This window comes from Paramylibacter ulvae, from assembly GCF_014652655.1.
GTDB lineage: Bacteria > Pseudomonadota > Alphaproteobacteria > Rhodobacterales > Rhodobacteraceae > Amylibacter > Amylibacter ulvae.
In genome coordinates, this window is sequence record NZ_BMZF01000007.1 from 135,311 (window position 1) to 150,604 (window position 15,294).

Sequence of the window (15,294 nt, forward strand, 5' to 3'; positions counted from 1 at the left end):
ATTAATAACTGTATTCGTCGTAGATTTTCGACAAATCACCAGCCCATTCACCATTGTATTTTGTCAATAATTCATCGGCGGGCGTGATACCCGTGTCGATGCTTTCTTGTAAAGCATTCAGGAAATGTGTTTCATCTGGGATCAGTCCACCTGCACCGGCGCGTGCGCGTGCAGCCAATCCTGCTTTGGACAATTCCAGCACACGCGTGGCCAAATCCATCATTTTGATATCGCCAAATTGTGCCTGCAATCCATCCACAGATGCAGCAACCCGTAATCCTTCGCGTGTTTCCAAATCCCAATCTTTGCAAATATCCCACGCTGCATCCAACGCATTCGCATCATACATCAAGCCAACCCAAAATGCTGGCAATGCACATATGCGCCGCCACGGGCCGCCATCGGCACCGCGCATTTCCATAAATTTCTTAATCCGCGCTTCTGGGAAAATCGTGGTCAGATGATCCGCCCAATCGGACAGGGTTGGAACCTCGCCCGGTAGTGCGGGCAGTTTACCTTGCATAAAATCGCGAAATGATTGGCCGAGCGCATCGATATATTTGCCATCGCGATAAACAAAATACATTGGCACATCGAGCGCATAATCGACATAGCGATCAAACCCCATGCCGTCCTCAAACGCAAATGGCAATGTTCCCGTGCGGGCATCATCCAATCCACGCCAAACTCGTGAACGCCAACTTTTGTGACCATTCGCCTTGCCATCAAAAAACGGGGAATTGGCAAAAAGCGCAACCGCCACGGATTGTAACGCCAGCGCTACACGAAACTTTTTCACCATGTCGGATTCTGATTTAAAATCCAGATTCACCTGAACAGTACATGTGCGATACATCATTTGCGTACCATGCGTACCCACGCGCCCCATATAATCCGTCATCAAACGATAACGCCCCTTTGGCATCATGTGCATTTGTTCGTGTGACCAAATCGGCGCGGCGCCAAGCCCGATAAAACCTGCATTAATTTTATCTGCGATTGTTTGAACTTCACGCAGATGCGTATTCACCTCGTCACAGGTTTCGTGGATTGTTTCCAACGGCGCGCCAGACAATTCAAGCTGACCACCAGGTTCCAACGAAATATTCGCGCCATCCTTAACCAAGCCAATCAGATTGCCAGCCTCGGTTACGGGTTCCCAATGATAAGTATCGCGCAAACCTTCCAGCATTGCCAGAATGGAGCACTCCCCATCATATGGCAGCGGGAGTTTTTTCGGCTTACAATAGCCAAATTTTTCATGCTCGGTGCCAATTCGCCAATCGCTTTCGGGTTTATTCCCAGCCTCTAGATATTCGGCAAGCTGATTACGGTTTTCAATTGGGCCACCGCCGGATTGTGGGATAGACATGCGCGTTCCATTTACAAATTCAAAGTTGCAGCGACCTAATCAAAGCAACGCACCATGCGCAAGAGATTGCGAAATTATGTCAATTCTTTTTCCAAATCGTGAACAGCGCCTTTTGGGGGTAACCCATGGCGCGAACAACCGCATCAAGATCAGCACCAGGTAGCGATGAAATCGCATCCAGCAATCCACGAGCCCCCTCTGCACCTGATGGGATTCGCATCGTATAGCCGTGTTTGTCGCGGAAAATCCAAGCGACATCTTCCATTGGCGAGTTCACATCACGCGATTCAATTTCAACCGACATTAATTCATTTGCGGAAATTTCCGCGCCCATGTCAGGGCTTAAATACCGAATGCGGCGTTCACTGATTTCAACTACACCGACACTTTGGTTTGACACCGCCGTGCGCGCCTGTCTGATCGCGGGGTACAAAAAACCTGCGCCGATTACGAACAATCCAAGCGTAATTATCCGCACAAGTGTTCCACCCGTTGCAAAAAACACCAAGCTGACCAACATGATTGCCACGAGCAAGATGACCTCGCGCCATTGCAACAATATTTCTCTTAATTCCGGACGAATAAAATTCACCGCCAGTCTCCTAGTGCGTTTTGCCACAAAGTTATTGCCGCAACCGCGGCTGTATCAGCCCGCAAAATGCGTGGCCCCAAAGACAACGATGTCACGAATTCCAAACCACGCAGACGCTCAATTTCCGCTTGCGAAAACCCGCCCTCTGGCCCGATCAAAATTGCCCACTTGTCCCGCGGGGAATTTGCAAAATCCCGCACTGATTTTCCAGCGCTCGTTTCATCACAAAACAGAATTTGGCGATCACTGGGCCAATCTTGCAACAGCTTCGACAACTTTTCCAATGACTGAACTGGTGGGACATATGTTCCACCGCATTGTTCGGCGGCCTCTAATGCATGCGCTTGCAGCCGATCTTGTCGGATCTTGTCAGAATTGGTGAAATCCGTTGTCACTGGCTGGATTTGAGAAACACCCAATTCCGTTGCCTTTTCAACAATAAAATCGGTGCGTGCACGTTTGATCGGTGCAAACAACAACCACAGATCGGGCGGCGCAGTTTGCGGGCCAGTATTTTCGCGACAAACCAATTCGCCTGAACGTTTCCCTACGTGTACAATTTCGGCCAGCCATGCGCCGTCTTGTCCGTTGAAAATTTCCAGCATGTCACCCGTTTTCAACCGCATCACCCCAAACAGATAGTGCGATTGGTCGCGATCCAGCGAAACCGATTGCCCCGCACCCATTGGCGCGTCTACAAAGAGCCTGATATTTGCTTTCTTATTCATGGGCCGATTGTATGATCGAAAACCAAAATACGCCAGAGCCGTCAATCGCCACGGCGACGGAAAATTCTGAAACGGGCCGAGTTGCGGATGCAACGGATAACAACTGGGTTGATCGTAATGCACCCGAATGGGCTCGACCGTATTTGCGGCTATCACGCGCGGATCGGCCTGCGGGAACGTGGTTGTTGTTATTGCCATGTTGGTGGGGGTATTTACTGGCGAAATGGCAGGCGGATACAATTCCAAACTGGCATGATGCTTGGTATTTTGTCGCGTTTGGCATTGGGGCATTTTTAATGCGCGGTGCAGGTTGCACATGGAACGATATTTCAGATCGCGAATTTGACGCACAAGTTGCGCGAACCAAATCGCGCCCGATACCATCTGGTCAGGTCAGCACGCGCCAAGCGGCGGTTTGGATGATTTGCCAAGCGTTGATTGCGTTTGCGATACTGCTCACATTTAACCCGTTTTCCATCGTGCTTGGTATTGCCGCGCTCATCCCTGTTGCAATCTATCCTTTTGCAAAACGGTTCACATGGTGGCCACAAATATTCTTGGGGCTGGCATTCAATTGGGGTGCACTACTGGGATGGGCCGCGGTGCATGGATCACTTGGTGCAGCACCTGTTTCGCTTTATATTGCGGGTATCTTTTGGACGCTATTTTACGATACGATTTATGCGCTTCAAGACAAAGAGGACGATGCATTAATCGGTGTAAAATCAACGGCACGTCTGTTTGGCAAATCCACACCAACGTGGTTGTTTGCATTTTTGTTTTTCACAATTATTTGCATGGGTGGTGCCGTCGTGTTTGCATTTTCCCCATCGATAAATTTGATATCCCTGTTGATCGCAATTACCACTCTGTGGGCGTTTGGCTGGCATTTGGCGTGGCAATTACGCGTTTTGGATATTGAAAACGCAGAAATCTGCCTAAAACTATTTCGCGCCAATCGCGACGCTGGACTGATCGTTGTTCTCGGCCTAGCCTTCGCCATTGTCGCAAAAACTTTACCAGCTTTGCTTGAACGATTCTGACAGTTCATTTAGACAACTTGGAAATACGCAAAAAAGGCAATCAACATGCATCGCACCGCCCTTCTCTTTGGCGCCATATGTTTTATTCTGGTCGGCACTGGCTGTTATTTTGTTGGTATGCGCGCGGTGGATGTGCTGGAAAATTTCACCCAAAAATACACCACTGAAACACTGCGCGCCGCTGGTCAAGATTGGGCTGATGTGCGCACTGATGGGATGTTGGTGCATCTGTCGGGTCTTGCCCCCGATGAAGCCAGCCGTTTTAAGGCATTGGAAACTTTGGGCACGGCGGTACAAATGTCGCGGGTACGCGATGATGTAGTGATCGCCAAAAACAATGCAATCGAACCGCCGCGTTTCACCCTTGAAATGTTGCGAAACGAAGATCGCATTTCCTTGATCGGTCTTATCCCACAATCAACAGGGCGAGAACGGATTTTAGATTTCGCAACGCAACTTGCCGATTCTAGCGAAGTCGCGGATATGTTGGAAATCGCAGATCATCCCGTTGGTGCGGCGTGGGAACGTTCGCTGGCCTATGGTTTGGAAATTCTTAAAAAATTACCGCGCTCGAAAATCAGTATCTCGCCTGATCGCGTTACGGTTACGGCCGTCACGGAATCCGTCACTGAAAAACAAAACACGGAACAATTTTTAACCAGCAGCAAACCATCCAATGTGGAATTAACGATGAATATTTCATCGCCGCGCCCTGTTATTGCGCCGTTCACATTTCGCTTAACCATTGATGGCGATGTCGCTGACTTGACCGCGTGTTCTGCGGATACGCAATCAACGCGTTCAAAAATTCTGCGTTCAGTTTCCGATGTAAATTTGCGTGGAAAACCATCGTGTAATATCGGTCTTGGTGTTCCAACAACTGATTGGGCACGCGCCATATCGCTCGCGGTTGATGCCTTGCAAAATTTGGGTGGTGGCACGCTAAGCTTTACCGATTCCGATGTATCGCTTGTCGCCTCGGAGGAAACCAGCCAAGAAACATTTGATTCCGTTGTGGGCCAACTGGATAATTCACTGCCTGAATTATTTTCGCTACACGCGGTGTTACCGCCGAAACTCCTCGACACCAACACCAACGCTGGTATCGAAATCCCTGAATTCACCGCAACCAAAAGCCCAGAGGGCGTCGTGCAATTGCGCGGGCGCGTCCCCACAGATGATACCAAACTGGCCATCGATACATTCGCACAATCATTGTTCGGCGGTGAACAGGTGTTTTTACAAACACGGGTTGACGAAAATCTGGAACCAGGTTGGCCAGTACGTATTTTAGGCGGGCTAGAAGCATTGTCAAAACTTCACCACGGAAGCCTGATCGTGCGCGCTGACACTGTCGAAGTAAAAGGCGTCGGTGCCACACCATCCGTACCATCAGAGGTGTCGCGCGCACTTTCCGTTCGCATCGGTGGCAAGGGTAATTACAAAATTGACGTCAATTTCGATGAAACACTTTTCGTGGTCGACAAAGAGCCAACACCAGAAGAATGTGAACAAGGGATCACTGCTTTACTGGCACGCGAACAAATTAATTTTGCACCCTCATCGGCACGCATTGATGCACAAAGCTTGCAAGTGGTTGGTGAAATTGCTGATATCTTGCGTAAATGCCCAGATGCGAAATTCGAAATCGAAGGGCACACCGACAGCCAAGGCAGCGAAGAATTGAATCTCAGCATCAGCCAACAACGCGCTGAATCAGTATTGTCCGCATTGTTGGAACAACGTATCCTAACCTCGGGTTTAACCGCAAAAGGTTACGGCCCAGAAAAGCCCGTCGCAGACAACGGCACCGAAGAAGGCCGCGCTGCTAACCGTCGCATCGCATTTCGCTTAATTGAATCAGAAGGCTCCGAATAATGGATCGCACACAGCTTATCATCATCATCGCCATCGTTTTATTTGCGGCATTCCTGCTGGGTTGGATTTTACGTTGGGGGTACGGCAGCCTGAACCGTATTAACGCGGCTAATATGGGTGAGATTGACGATTTGGCCAACCGGCTTCATGAGGCGGAATTGCAAAAAGACGAAGCAGAACAGTTGCTACATGATCGCGAATGGGAATTGAAAAACAAACTAGCCCAAACACAAGCGGAACTGGACGCGGCGATGGCGGGTCTGGGCGATGCACGCCGCGAGGCCGATCATTTACGCACAGCATTGGAACAAAACTAATCTTGCCAGCGTTGCAAACTTTGTAAATCCGTTTCACGCGCATCAACCCATGTGGCGTGATCCTTAAAATGTTCTTTCTTCCAAAACGGCGCTTCGCTTTTGAGGTAGTCCATCAAAAATTCAGCCGCATCAAATGCATCTTGGCGATGGGGTGATGCCGTGGCGACCATCATTATTTGTTCGCCAAGTTTCAAATTGCCGATACGATGGATAATTTTACAACCCCGTAAATCCCATCGATCACACGCATTTTTTTCAATGCTTTGCAACGCCTGTTCAACCATGCTGGGATAACATTCAAGCTCCAATGATATAAGCCCAGAATGCGCGGCGTCACGCACAATACCAGTAAAGCTTACAATGGCGCCGACACTTGGATCAGACGCCATTTTCGACACCTCGGCACCCAAATCGAAATCGTCTGTTTGCACATTAACGGACATATCAACCGCCTGTCATCGGTGGAAAAAATGCTACTTCTGTGGCGTTAGCCAATGATGTTTCAAACGGCACGAGCGTTTGATCAATTGCACAGCGCAAAACACTGCGATCACTGAACGCAATTGCATACCGTTCCTCTCGTGCGCTTAATTCATCGAGCAATTCATTGATCGACCCTGCGTCTGTTTCCACGGTTTCAGATGCAACGCCAATGCGTTCGCGCACCCATGCAAAATATAAAACGTTTAATTTCATTTTTTATCGTCGCGCAAGTATGGGATGGATTTTTGGAAATAATCATACCCTGTGATCAACGTCAGTACAGCCGCAATCGCCAACAATACCCGTCCGATCGAAAGCGATATTTCACTGCCAAGTTGCATATTCAAAAGCCCCAATTCATCATCGATTTTTCCAGATAAGATATCATTTACCATATCGTCATCCATCCCGATCGTTAGACCAATGTAGTAATGTTCAAAAACGCCTTTGGCGAACAACACCGCGATGGCCACCATTTGCGCGGTGGTCTTCCATTTTGCCAATTTTGTTACCTGTAATTTTTCAGCGTCCGCACCCAAAAATTCCCGCAAACCCGATACGAATACTTCACGAAAAACGATCAACGTCGCGGGCAGCAATATCCACGGGTTCAAACTGTACAGTGCGACCAGAACCATCAATGCAATTACAACCATTGCCTTGTCCGCGATTGGGTCCATCATGCGGCCAAAGTTGGATTCTTGGTTCCATTTACGTGCTAGATAACCGTCGAAAAAATCCGTGATCGCGGCGGATACAAATAACACCAACGCAAACCAATCCGCCCAAGGGCGCGTAAAATACAAAAACATAATCGCAACCCCAGGTGCCGCCAGCAGGCGCAACAAGGTAAGAATGTTGGGGATATTCCAGTTCAAAGTCGTCTCCTGCAATTTGGCGATATGATCGGCGCATTGTTTGTCAAATGTCTAAACAAACAATCACCCCTTGTCATGGAAGAAGTCGTAAATAGTTTGCGCCAATGTATCGGACACACCATCGACAGCCTTTAAATCCTTTAATGCGGCGCGTGAAACGGCCTTGCCCGATCCAAAATGCGCCAATAGTGCCTTTTTACGCGCGGCACCAACACCAGCAACATCATCCAATGGATTTGCGCTGATTGCCTTTGATCGTTTGTTACGATGGGTGCCAATGGCGAAACGATGTGCTTCGTCGCGCAGGCGTTGAATGAAATATAAAACGGGGTCATTCCTGCGCAATGCAAATGGGCGTTTGTTTGGAACGTAAAATTCTTCTTTGCCCTTGTCGCGATCTTCGCCTTTGGCCACGCCAATAAACGGCACATCATCCACTCCCAGTTCCGCCATGATTTCTGCAACTGCGGAAACTTGACCAGCGCCACCATCGATCAACAACAAATCTGGCCACACCTCGGTTTGGCGATCTGGGTCCTCTGACAGCAACCGTTTGAAACGGCGTAACAACACTTCTTTCATCATACCAAAATCATCACCTGGTGTGGTGTTTTCGGATTTGATATTGAATTTTCGATAGGATGATTTTTGAAAACCATCCGGCCCTGCAACAATCATCGCACCAACCGCATGTGCGCCCTGGATGTGTGAATTGTCGTAAACTTCGATCCTATTGATCGGTTGATCCAGATCAAAGGCATTTGCCAAACCATCCAATAATTTCGCCTGCGCGGCACTTTCTGACATGCGCCGTCCCAACGATTCACGCGCATTGCGATGGGCATTCAAAACCAGCTCGGCCTTTTCACCGCGCTGTGGGACGATCAATTCCACCTTGCGCCCTGCCTTTTGCGAAAGTGCATCCTGCAACAAATCAGCATTCGCAACGTCATTGGACAACAGCAATTGTTTTGGCGGCGTTTTATTATCGTAAAACTGAGCGATGAAGTTTTCCAAAATTTCATCGGCTTCGGCACCCGAACCCGTACGCGGGAAATATGCCCGATTGCCCCAATTTTGGTTGGCGCGAATAAAAAACACCTGAATACAAGCCTGTCCACCCTCGACGTGAAGCGCGATCACGTCCGCCTCTGGCACAGATTGTGGATTGATACCCTGAGTTCCCTGAATATTTGTCAGCGCGCGTATGCGGTCACGATAACCAGCGGCGCGTTCAAACTCCATATTCGCACTGGCGGATTGCATTTTCTCTGCAAGCTCTTCTTGTATGCGCGTCGATTTGCCCGACAGGAATCGCATCGCATCCGATACCAATACGCCGTAATCCTCTTGCGATATTTTACCGACACATGGCGCCGAACAGCGCGCAATTTGATATTGTAAACAGGGGCGTGTGCGGCTGTTGAAAATATTGTCGGAACAATTACGCAGCAAAAATATCTTTTGCAATTGATGTAATGTGCGATTGACAGAACCAGCCGATGCAAAGGGTCCAAAATATTCCGCACCTTTTGGTTTGCGCCCGCGGTGTTTTTCGATTTGCGGGTATTCGTGTTCAATCGTGACCTTGATGTTTGGGAAACTTTTGTCGTCGCGCAGCAAAACATTATATTTCGGCTTAAGCTGCTTGATCAGATTTTGTTCAAGCAACAACGCCTCGGTTTCCGTTTGCGTGGTCAAAAACATCATCGATGCGGTTGCCGATATCATACGCCCGATACGCGCCGAATGCCCCGTGGGTTTGGCGTATGATGACACGCGTTTTTTAAGATTGCGCGCTTTGCCAACATATAAAACCGCGCCATCCTTATCCAACATGCGATACACACCAGGTGATCCATCCAATGTTTGAACATAGGCCTTTATACGCAAATGTCCCTTTTGCGTATCCGCCTCTGGCGTGATTTTTCCCTCTTCTTCTATATCCGTTTTGGTGGGTGTTTTATTCATAGGTCTAACATGCCTGATTCTGAACTGGGCTGCACTGAAAACCATCCACATACAAGAAAAATTATGTCCACGGTTTCTGTGGATAACTCTCTGCATAACTTTAGCTGGCTTAGAATTTTCTGTTTATTTTGGCATGGTTCCATGAAATGCCCAATATTTAGGCACAATTGCAAGTCATTGAAATTAAAGAAAATTCTTTTTGTATCAATGTCAAATTCTTGAAATCATTAACCTTTTTTAACAACTGGTAAATTTGACACCGAAAAGTGGACAATTCGAATCGCTTTTGCCGTAACGGCACTTTCAAAACTGTGATGGCGGGTTATTCCACGCCAATGATATCGGGGGTCTGCCAAGCCATATGTTGGCCGCCGTCAACACAGATCAACTGTCCAGTAACACCTTTTGCATCCAACAGGTAATTCATCGCTGAAACAATACCATCGACATCCGAACCACGTTTCAAAATCGTATTTCTACGCTGCGCTTCGAAATGTTGCGTGGACTGGCGCGCACCCCTAAGCGTTGGACCAGGCCCAATCGCATTCACACGAATATGTGGGGCCAATGCCTGTGCTGCGGTTTGAGTTAATGTCCACAAGCACGCCTTGGCCAAGGTGTATGTCATAAATTCAGGCGTCAATTTACGCACCCGTTGGTCCACCATATTGATTACACAGGCCTGTGCATCCAATTCACCACGCGAATTTTCAATCGCACTTGGCGTTTGTTTGGCCATTTCTTGGATCAATGCAAACGGCCCCCACAAATTAGAATCGATATGACGATCCCACGATTTACGGGTCGCGGTTTCAATTGTGTCATATTCAAATATGGATGCATTGTTCACAAGAATGGAAATCGGCACGCCGAGCGCATCGATGCTGCGCTGAACCAATGTTTCGGTCTGCTCGTGGTCCAACAAATCTGCATGTACCGCAACCGCATGTCCCCCTGCGTTGATAATGTCGGCAACGGTTTCCTCCGCCGCATCTGCACTACTTGAATAGTGAACGGCGACGGATACACCACGCGCAGCCAACGACAACGCCATCGCACGCCCCAACCGTTGTGATCCACCAGTGATTAACGCCCCTTGGTATCCCATTTCGCGTCCTTTCGGTTATCCCAACAAGAACATAACGTAAAAAACGTAGCAGACAATAAACAGCGCACCCCAGATGCGTGTTAAATTCCAATGCAACAAAACAAACGGTGCCATCAACAGCGACGCGCCAAACATCACCCACAGGTCAACGCGGAAAAATTCCGCGGGTACTGGCAATGGCGCCACAAATGCAGCGATTGCTGGAATGGCGAGAAGGTTGAACATGTTCGACCCAATGACGTTGCCAATTGCCACGGCGGGTTCTTTGCGAAGTGCCGCCATTACAGTTGTTGCCAATTCGGGCAACGACGTACCAAGCGCAACCAGCGTTAATCCAATGATCGCCTCGGACACGCCAAATTTTTGGGCGATACTTGTCGCGCCCTCGATCAATAGATGTGCGCCAAGTGGCAAGGACACCAACCCAACAAGCAAAAATATCGCCATTTTTCCATTGCCGATATTTTCGTCGTCTACTTCGGATTCCAGCTCTTTTAGCTTTGCACGCGATCCCATCGCCTCTTTGTAAGTCGAGAACAAAATCGCGCATAATGATACCAGCAACAACGCACCTTGCCATGCTTTCAACGGGGTTGTGAAACATAGAACAATAAACAACAGGGTCGCAAATAGCATTAGATAGAAATTGCGTTCCGTATGAACGTTTTTCATATCCAGCCCAGACAACACCGCAGGGATCCCCAAAACCAACAACACATTTGCGGTATTTGACCCCACAACATTCCCAAGCGCCAATTCAGGTACTCCATCCAATGCTGCCTGAATGGCGATCAAGAGCTCGGGTGCAGATGTGCCAAATGCAACCACTGTCAGGCTAACAACAAGTGCGGAAATTCCCAACCTGGTTGCGAGCGCCACTGCCCCGCGCACCAAAAAATCACCACCAAATACAAGGATTACAAGCCCTGCGATTACAAATAGCCAATCCATATGTTCAGTCTTTTTCCGATTTTTTATTTTTCTGACATGCGCATTCTATGCCTTTGAACAGGTAAGAACCGCATGTTTGGCATTTTTGCGCCGTCGCCACTTTGCGCCGTTGTAACGGTTTTGGCAGTTGGGGCAATCGCAGTTTCCCAAATATCGCCAGAACAGCAATAAAGATGAGAAATAGGGTGACGACCTTTACCATATTACAGTCCAAACTTTGACCACAACGCGCGGTCTTCGATAGATGATGCAATGTTGGATGCAGCAGTGAGGCCAAATTTGCTCAGCAATGATTTTTTCTTGCCGTGGAAAATGAATTTCACATCCTCGCCATATCGAAATTTCATCATTGGTACCAAATGTCCAACACTGTCGACCAAGCCCAAATCCACGGCTGATGCGCCCACCCAGATTTCCCCCGTAAACAAATCGGTTTGCGCCAGTTTTTCACCACGACGCGTTTTCACATGTGCGATGAAATTATCATGAATGGTTTTTTGCAAAGCTTTGATGCGTTCGATGTCTTCTGGTTTTTCAGGGCGAAATGGATCGCCCATGCTTTTGTCTTTGCCAGCAGTATGCACGCGCCGTTCGATACCCTGTTTTTGCAACAAGTCTTGAAAACCAAACGACGCCGAAATCACGCCGATTGATCCCACAATCGAACTTTCATCAACAAAAATTTCGTCGGCGCTACATGCCAACCAGTATCCGCCAGATGCTGCAACATCCTCGCAAAACGCAAACACAGGGGTTTTTGTTTCAATTGATAAACGCCGAATACGCGCACCAATCAGTGATGATTGAACAGGGGAACCACCAGGCGAATTGATCGCCAACGCAACCGCGTCTGGCTTTCCTTTTCGAAACGCGCGCTCCAACAATGGCGCCAATTCGGCGTCGCTTAAACTTGGCCCACCAAAGCGTGATCCACCACCGATAACACCGTCCAACCGCAATACCGCAACCTTGGGTGTTTTCTTGAATTTCTTGAGAAGTTTTTTCATATATCTGATCTAATTCTCTTGGATACGCAGAACAAGGTGAGAGGGTGAATATTTTGGTAAAATCAAACCTATGCCACTGTGACAATTAAAGGCGACTAAATATACAAAAAAACCGCCTCAAGGGCGGTTTTGGTTGCGGGAGTAGGATTTGAACCTACGACCTTCAGGTTATGAGCCTGACGAGCTACCAGACTGCTCCATCCCGCGTCAACTGTGGGTGTTCTAGTGTGACTGTGGGTGGGCTACAAGCGCAAAATTAGGGTTTTCACAAATATTTCACAATTCTTTTAATTTTGCGTTTCAAACAGGATTTCAAAGGTTGCGCCTTGTTGTGCTTGTATTAATTTTATCTCTCCGCCGTTGGCGGTGACGATACCGCGCACAATTGCCAACCCCATTCCTGTACCACCCAGGTCACGATTGGTTGTGAAAAATGGTTCAAAAATTTGTTCTGCGTTGCGACGCGAAATGCCATCTCCATCATCGCTGACAATCAATCGATTGTTATCGCATTCAAATGTCACCTTTGTTGCACCATGTTGAAACGCGTTTTGACCCATTTGGGTTACCAAAATATGCGCATCATTATCTGAAATCGGCAACGTCGCGGTTGGATTGCCAATGTAAGTCGCGTTGCCATTCGTACTGTTAAATCGCTCTACGGCATGACGAAGTTCGGTTTCTTGTGCGTCGTTTGTCATCGTAGTGGCGGCAAACATGCGCAACCCATCCAACAGCCGCGCCATGCGATCGCTGTCATCTGCAATATTTGTGATGAATTTTTGCTGTGTTAATTTATCCATACGCGCGCCACTGTCTTGCAACAATTCAACGGCGCCAGAAATTGATGTCAGCGGTGATTTCAATTCATGTGTGACATGCGCGGTATAGGTTTGCAACGCTGCGGATCGTTGGTTCAACTTGGCCGACATCGACAACAGACTTTGTCCCATATCGGCAACCTCTTTCGTACCGTAATGCGCCAACGGCTCCAACATAACCGATTGCCCCTTGGCCACCCGTTGTGATTGATATTGCAACTCTTTGATCGGTCCTGCCAACAATCGCCACATGACGAAGCCCACCACCGATGCAGCCAACAACACTGACCCAAATACCAACATCAATGTGTGGCGCTCGCGAAACAGAAATTTACCCAAGTTATTGGGTGTACGCGCCAAATACACTGCGCCAATGACACGCTCATCCACGATAACAGGCATGGCGACGAAAACGCGAAATCCAGTGTCCCTGCTCAGTGATGCGAGCGGATGGCGTTCGTCTTGGCCACTGCGAAAACGCAACACAGTGGAAACCTCGCCTTGCAAGGCATTGGTTACCTCTGCAACTGACACAAAACGCCCCTGTATGGTTCCCGAACTCGCGATGACATTGCCCAGATAATCAAGTGCAATGTACCCCGCAAGAGAGGTTTTTTGCGCCTCACGTGCGATGGTGGATAGTTTCTCACCAATCACGTCATATGGTGTCTCCAAATCCACATTGCCCTGAATGGGATCGGGACGTTCAGGTAAAATCGCGGAATATTGGGTGTTTACAGGTTTGATTTTGGAATGAAATTGTTGGGCATAATATTTTGAAAGCCTCGGCGACAGGACATTCCCCATAAGCTCATTTGGCCGGTTTTCACCAAATTCCGCCGCATAAGTTCGTGCAAATACTGCTGCCTGGGATACCAAGCTGCTTTCTGTTTCGCGCACAAATTGGTTGGTTGTTAAACGCGCGGTTAGCAATCCAATGGCCGGTAATGCCATCAATGTTAAAATAACCAACGCGATCAAGGTTCTGAGCGTGGGGCGCCATTTTTGAACCATTACTGACACGTACAATCCCCAAGTCGAAATCCGATTCCATGCGCAGTTACAATCAAATCATCGCATCCCAATCCGCGTGCCTTGGCCCGTAAATTTCGTACATGGCTGTCCAGAGTACGGTTTTCGACATAGATATTTTCACCGTAAATATGTGCCATTAGTTGTGACTTTGTGAAAATACGCTCAGGGCTTTGTGCCAGCGGATTCAATAATGAAAACTCTCTGGGTGTTAATTCCAGTAATTTGCCGTTCAGTGTTGCGCGATGGGTTTCTTGCTCAACGACAAGATCACCCGTCGACATCTGTTTTTTTACTGGATCGTTTCCACGTTTCAATATCGCTTTGACACGCAACACCAATTCACGCGGGGAAAACGGTTTTGATAGATAATCGTCGCCACCCAACTCGAACGCCAAGATGCGGTCAATCTCATCATTGCGCGCCGTTAAAAATAATATTGGAACATTGGATGTTTTTCTAAGCTCCTTACACATTTCGAGCCCATCCATTTCAGGCATCCCAATATCCAATATAACCAAATCAGGCTTGCCTCGATCGGCCGCCAACAGCCCTTGGCTTCCATTGCTTGCCTCGGATACAGAGAACCCTGCATCGGCCAACGCAAATTTCAAAACATCGCGAATATGGATATCATCATCTACAATCAGAACAGTTTTCATTTGTTTACAATATCTCCTCGCGTAGCCAATGCACCACAAATCAACAGTTTTGCGCGCCATCGCCGCGTTGCGCAAGGCTTGAAATTGAATGGAGACAACCTCTGTTTTGTTGATGCCTCTATTTTCGTATTTGACTGATTTAGCGTGAGGTCATCCGAAAACCACCATGCATCATGTAACAACCGTTCTGGAACCATATCTATTTCCTCTCTTTGGGAAAAGAAATGACATAGCCACGAGCATTATTCGGTCAGGTTATTGTGCAGGTTTTCAGGATATATAGCTGGTGGTTTTCAATATGTTTTTTCAAATTGTTTGAATACCCAAATCCACTAGGATTTAAGATGTTGCTGCGATGGTTTTCTCGCACATATATTACGGTGTTTGGTATCTGTGCTGCTAGCATAAAGGCAAATGTATTTTTCGCGGTGCCACAAACCTCATGTGCGCG

The 15,294-nt window shown here is 48.0% G+C and carries 15 protein-coding genes, 1 tRNA gene and 1 pseudogene; 3 read left to right on the forward strand and 14 right to left on the reverse strand.

The window, feature by feature from the left end; translation table 11 throughout:
- Position 1 precedes the first annotated feature (1 nt).
- The 3 genes from IE094_RS12485 to IE094_RS12495 form a co-directional block, all read right to left on the reverse strand.
- Positions 2 to 1,372: a glutamate--cysteine ligase gene (locus tag IE094_RS12485; protein WP_189641033.1), complete on the reverse strand. Its 1,371-nt coding sequence runs from the start codon at positions 1,370 to 1,372 to the stop codon at positions 2 to 4.
- Between the two features lie 79 nt (positions 1,373 to 1,451).
- On the reverse strand, positions 1,452 to 1,964 hold the full coding sequence (locus tag IE094_RS12490; RefSeq protein WP_189641034.1) for a hypothetical protein: 513 nt from the start codon (positions 1,962 to 1,964) through the stop codon (positions 1,452 to 1,454).
- Complete coding sequence (locus IE094_RS12495; protein WP_189641035.1) at positions 1,961 to 2,692, reverse strand: 16S rRNA (uracil(1498)-N(3))-methyltransferase; 732 nt, start codon at positions 2,690 to 2,692, stop codon at positions 1,961 to 1,963. The genes IE094_RS12490 and IE094_RS12495 overlap by 4 nt, the downstream gene beginning before the upstream one ends.
- 11 nt (positions 2,693 to 2,703) lie before the next feature.
- Between IE094_RS12495 and ubiA the strand changes: the two genes are divergently transcribed.
- Genes ubiA through IE094_RS12510 form a run of 3 tightly spaced genes read left to right on the forward strand, consistent with a single transcriptional unit; the run spans position 2,704 to position 5,930 of the window.
- A complete protein-coding gene (ubiA, locus tag IE094_RS12500; RefSeq protein ID WP_189641036.1) occupies positions 2,704 to 3,735 on the forward strand; it encodes a 4-hydroxybenzoate octaprenyltransferase in 1,032 nt (343 codons plus the stop codon).
- 45 nt (positions 3,736 to 3,780) lie between these two features.
- Positions 3,781 to 5,613: an OmpA family protein gene (locus IE094_RS12505; protein ID WP_189641037.1), complete on the forward strand. Its 1,833-nt coding sequence runs from the start codon at positions 3,781 to 3,783 to the stop codon at positions 5,611 to 5,613.
- Entirely contained in the window at positions 5,613 to 5,930 is a 318-nt protein-coding gene (locus IE094_RS12510) for a hypothetical protein (protein ID WP_189641038.1), read from the forward strand. Before IE094_RS12505 ends, IE094_RS12510 begins: the two co-directional genes overlap by 1 nt.
- On the opposite strand, the gene IE094_RS12515 is transcribed toward IE094_RS12510, so the two are convergent.
- The 11 genes and pseudogenes from IE094_RS12515 to IE094_RS15550 form a co-directional block, all read right to left on the reverse strand.
- Complete coding sequence (locus IE094_RS12515; protein WP_189641039.1) at positions 5,927 to 6,373, reverse strand: molybdenum cofactor biosynthesis protein MoaE; 447 nt, start codon at positions 6,371 to 6,373, stop codon at positions 5,927 to 5,929. The two genes, IE094_RS12510 and IE094_RS12515, sit on opposite strands and share 4 nt — an antisense overlap.
- A gap of 1 nt (position 6,374) precedes the next feature.
- Positions 6,375 to 6,626, reverse strand: a complete 252-nt coding sequence (moaD, locus tag IE094_RS12520) for a molybdopterin converting factor subunit 1 (protein WP_189641040.1) — start codon at positions 6,624 to 6,626, stop codon at positions 6,375 to 6,377.
- Positions 6,623 to 7,291, reverse strand: a complete 669-nt coding sequence (gene pgsA, locus IE094_RS12525) for a CDP-diacylglycerol--glycerol-3-phosphate 3-phosphatidyltransferase (protein ID WP_189641041.1) — start codon at positions 7,289 to 7,291, stop codon at positions 6,623 to 6,625. Before pgsA ends, moaD begins: the two co-directional genes overlap by 4 nt.
- Before the next feature lie 63 nt (positions 7,292 to 7,354).
- Positions 7,355 to 9,262, reverse strand: coding sequence for an excinuclease ABC subunit UvrC (gene uvrC / locus IE094_RS12530; RefSeq protein ID WP_189641042.1), 1,908 nt, complete (start codon positions 9,260 to 9,262; stop codon positions 7,355 to 7,357).
- Positions 9,263 to 9,584: 322 nt separating this feature from the next.
- A complete protein-coding gene (locus tag IE094_RS12535; protein WP_189641043.1) occupies positions 9,585 to 10,370 on the reverse strand; it encodes an SDR family oxidoreductase in 786 nt (261 codons plus the stop codon).
- Between the two features lie 15 nt (positions 10,371 to 10,385).
- A complete protein-coding gene (locus IE094_RS12540; RefSeq protein WP_189641044.1) occupies positions 10,386 to 11,321 on the reverse strand; it encodes a calcium/sodium antiporter in 936 nt (311 codons plus the stop codon).
- 203 nt (positions 11,322 to 11,524) lie between these two features.
- Entirely contained in the window at positions 11,525 to 12,328 is an 804-nt protein-coding gene (locus IE094_RS12545; protein WP_189641045.1) for a S49 family peptidase, read from the reverse strand.
- A 130-nt stretch (positions 12,329 to 12,458) separates the two neighbouring features.
- A tRNA-Met gene (locus IE094_RS12550) sits at positions 12,459 to 12,535 on the reverse strand.
- 80 nt (positions 12,536 to 12,615) lie between these two features.
- Positions 12,616 to 14,163, reverse strand: coding sequence for a GAF domain-containing sensor histidine kinase (locus tag IE094_RS12555; RefSeq protein WP_189641046.1), 1,548 nt, complete (start codon positions 14,161 to 14,163; stop codon positions 12,616 to 12,618).
- Complete coding sequence (locus IE094_RS12560) at positions 14,163 to 14,843, reverse strand: response regulator transcription factor (RefSeq protein WP_189641047.1); 681 nt, start codon at positions 14,841 to 14,843, stop codon at positions 14,163 to 14,165. Before IE094_RS12560 ends, IE094_RS12555 begins: the two co-directional genes overlap by 1 nt.
- Positions 14,844 to 15,093: 250 nt before the next feature.
- Positions 15,094 to 15,294 (reverse strand): annotated as a pseudogene (locus tag IE094_RS15550) (hypothetical protein); the annotation flags it as partial.

Bases quoted from the DNA above. Each gene is read 5' to 3' on its own strand.
- IE094_RS12535 (WP_189641043.1), bottom strand. From the start codon at position 10,370: ATGGGATACCAAGGGGCGTTAATCACTGGTGGATCACAACGGTTGGGG.
- IE094_RS12515 (WP_189641039.1), bottom strand. From the start codon at position 6,373: ATGTCCGTTAATGTGCAAACAGACGATTTCGATTTGGGTGCCGAGGTG.
- IE094_RS12485 (WP_189641033.1), bottom strand. From the start codon at position 1,372: ATGTCTATCCCACAATCCGGCGGTGGCCCAATTGAAAACCGTAATCAG.
- IE094_RS12545 (WP_189641045.1), bottom strand. From the start codon at position 12,328: ATGAAAAAACTTCTCAAGAAATTCAAGAAAACACCCAAGGTTGCGGTA.
- IE094_RS12555 (WP_189641046.1), bottom strand. From the start codon at position 14,163: ATGGTTCAAAAATGGCGCCCCACGCTCAGAACCTTGATCGCGTTGGTT.
- IE094_RS12495 (WP_189641035.1), bottom strand. From the start codon at position 2,692: ATGAATAAGAAAGCAAATATCAGGCTCTTTGTAGACGCGCCAATGGGT.
- IE094_RS12560 (WP_189641047.1), bottom strand. From the start codon at position 14,843: ATGAAAACTGTTCTGATTGTAGATGATGATATCCATATTCGCGATGTT.
- IE094_RS12505 (WP_189641037.1), top strand. From the start codon at position 3,781: ATGCATCGCACCGCCCTTCTCTTTGGCGCCATATGTTTTATTCTGGTC.
- uvrC (WP_189641042.1), bottom strand. From the start codon at position 9,262: ATGAATAAAACACCCACCAAAACGGATATAGAAGAAGAGGGAAAAATC.
- ubiA (WP_189641036.1), top strand. From the start codon at position 2,704: ATGATCGAAAACCAAAATACGCCAGAGCCGTCAATCGCCACGGCGACG.
- IE094_RS12540 (WP_189641044.1), bottom strand. From the start codon at position 11,321: ATGGATTGGCTATTTGTAATCGCAGGGCTTGTAATCCTTGTATTTGGT.
- moaD (WP_189641040.1), bottom strand. From the start codon at position 6,626: ATGAAATTAAACGTTTTATATTTTGCATGGGTGCGCGAACGCATTGGC.
- IE094_RS12510 (WP_189641038.1), top strand. From the start codon at position 5,613: ATGGATCGCACACAGCTTATCATCATCATCGCCATCGTTTTATTTGCG.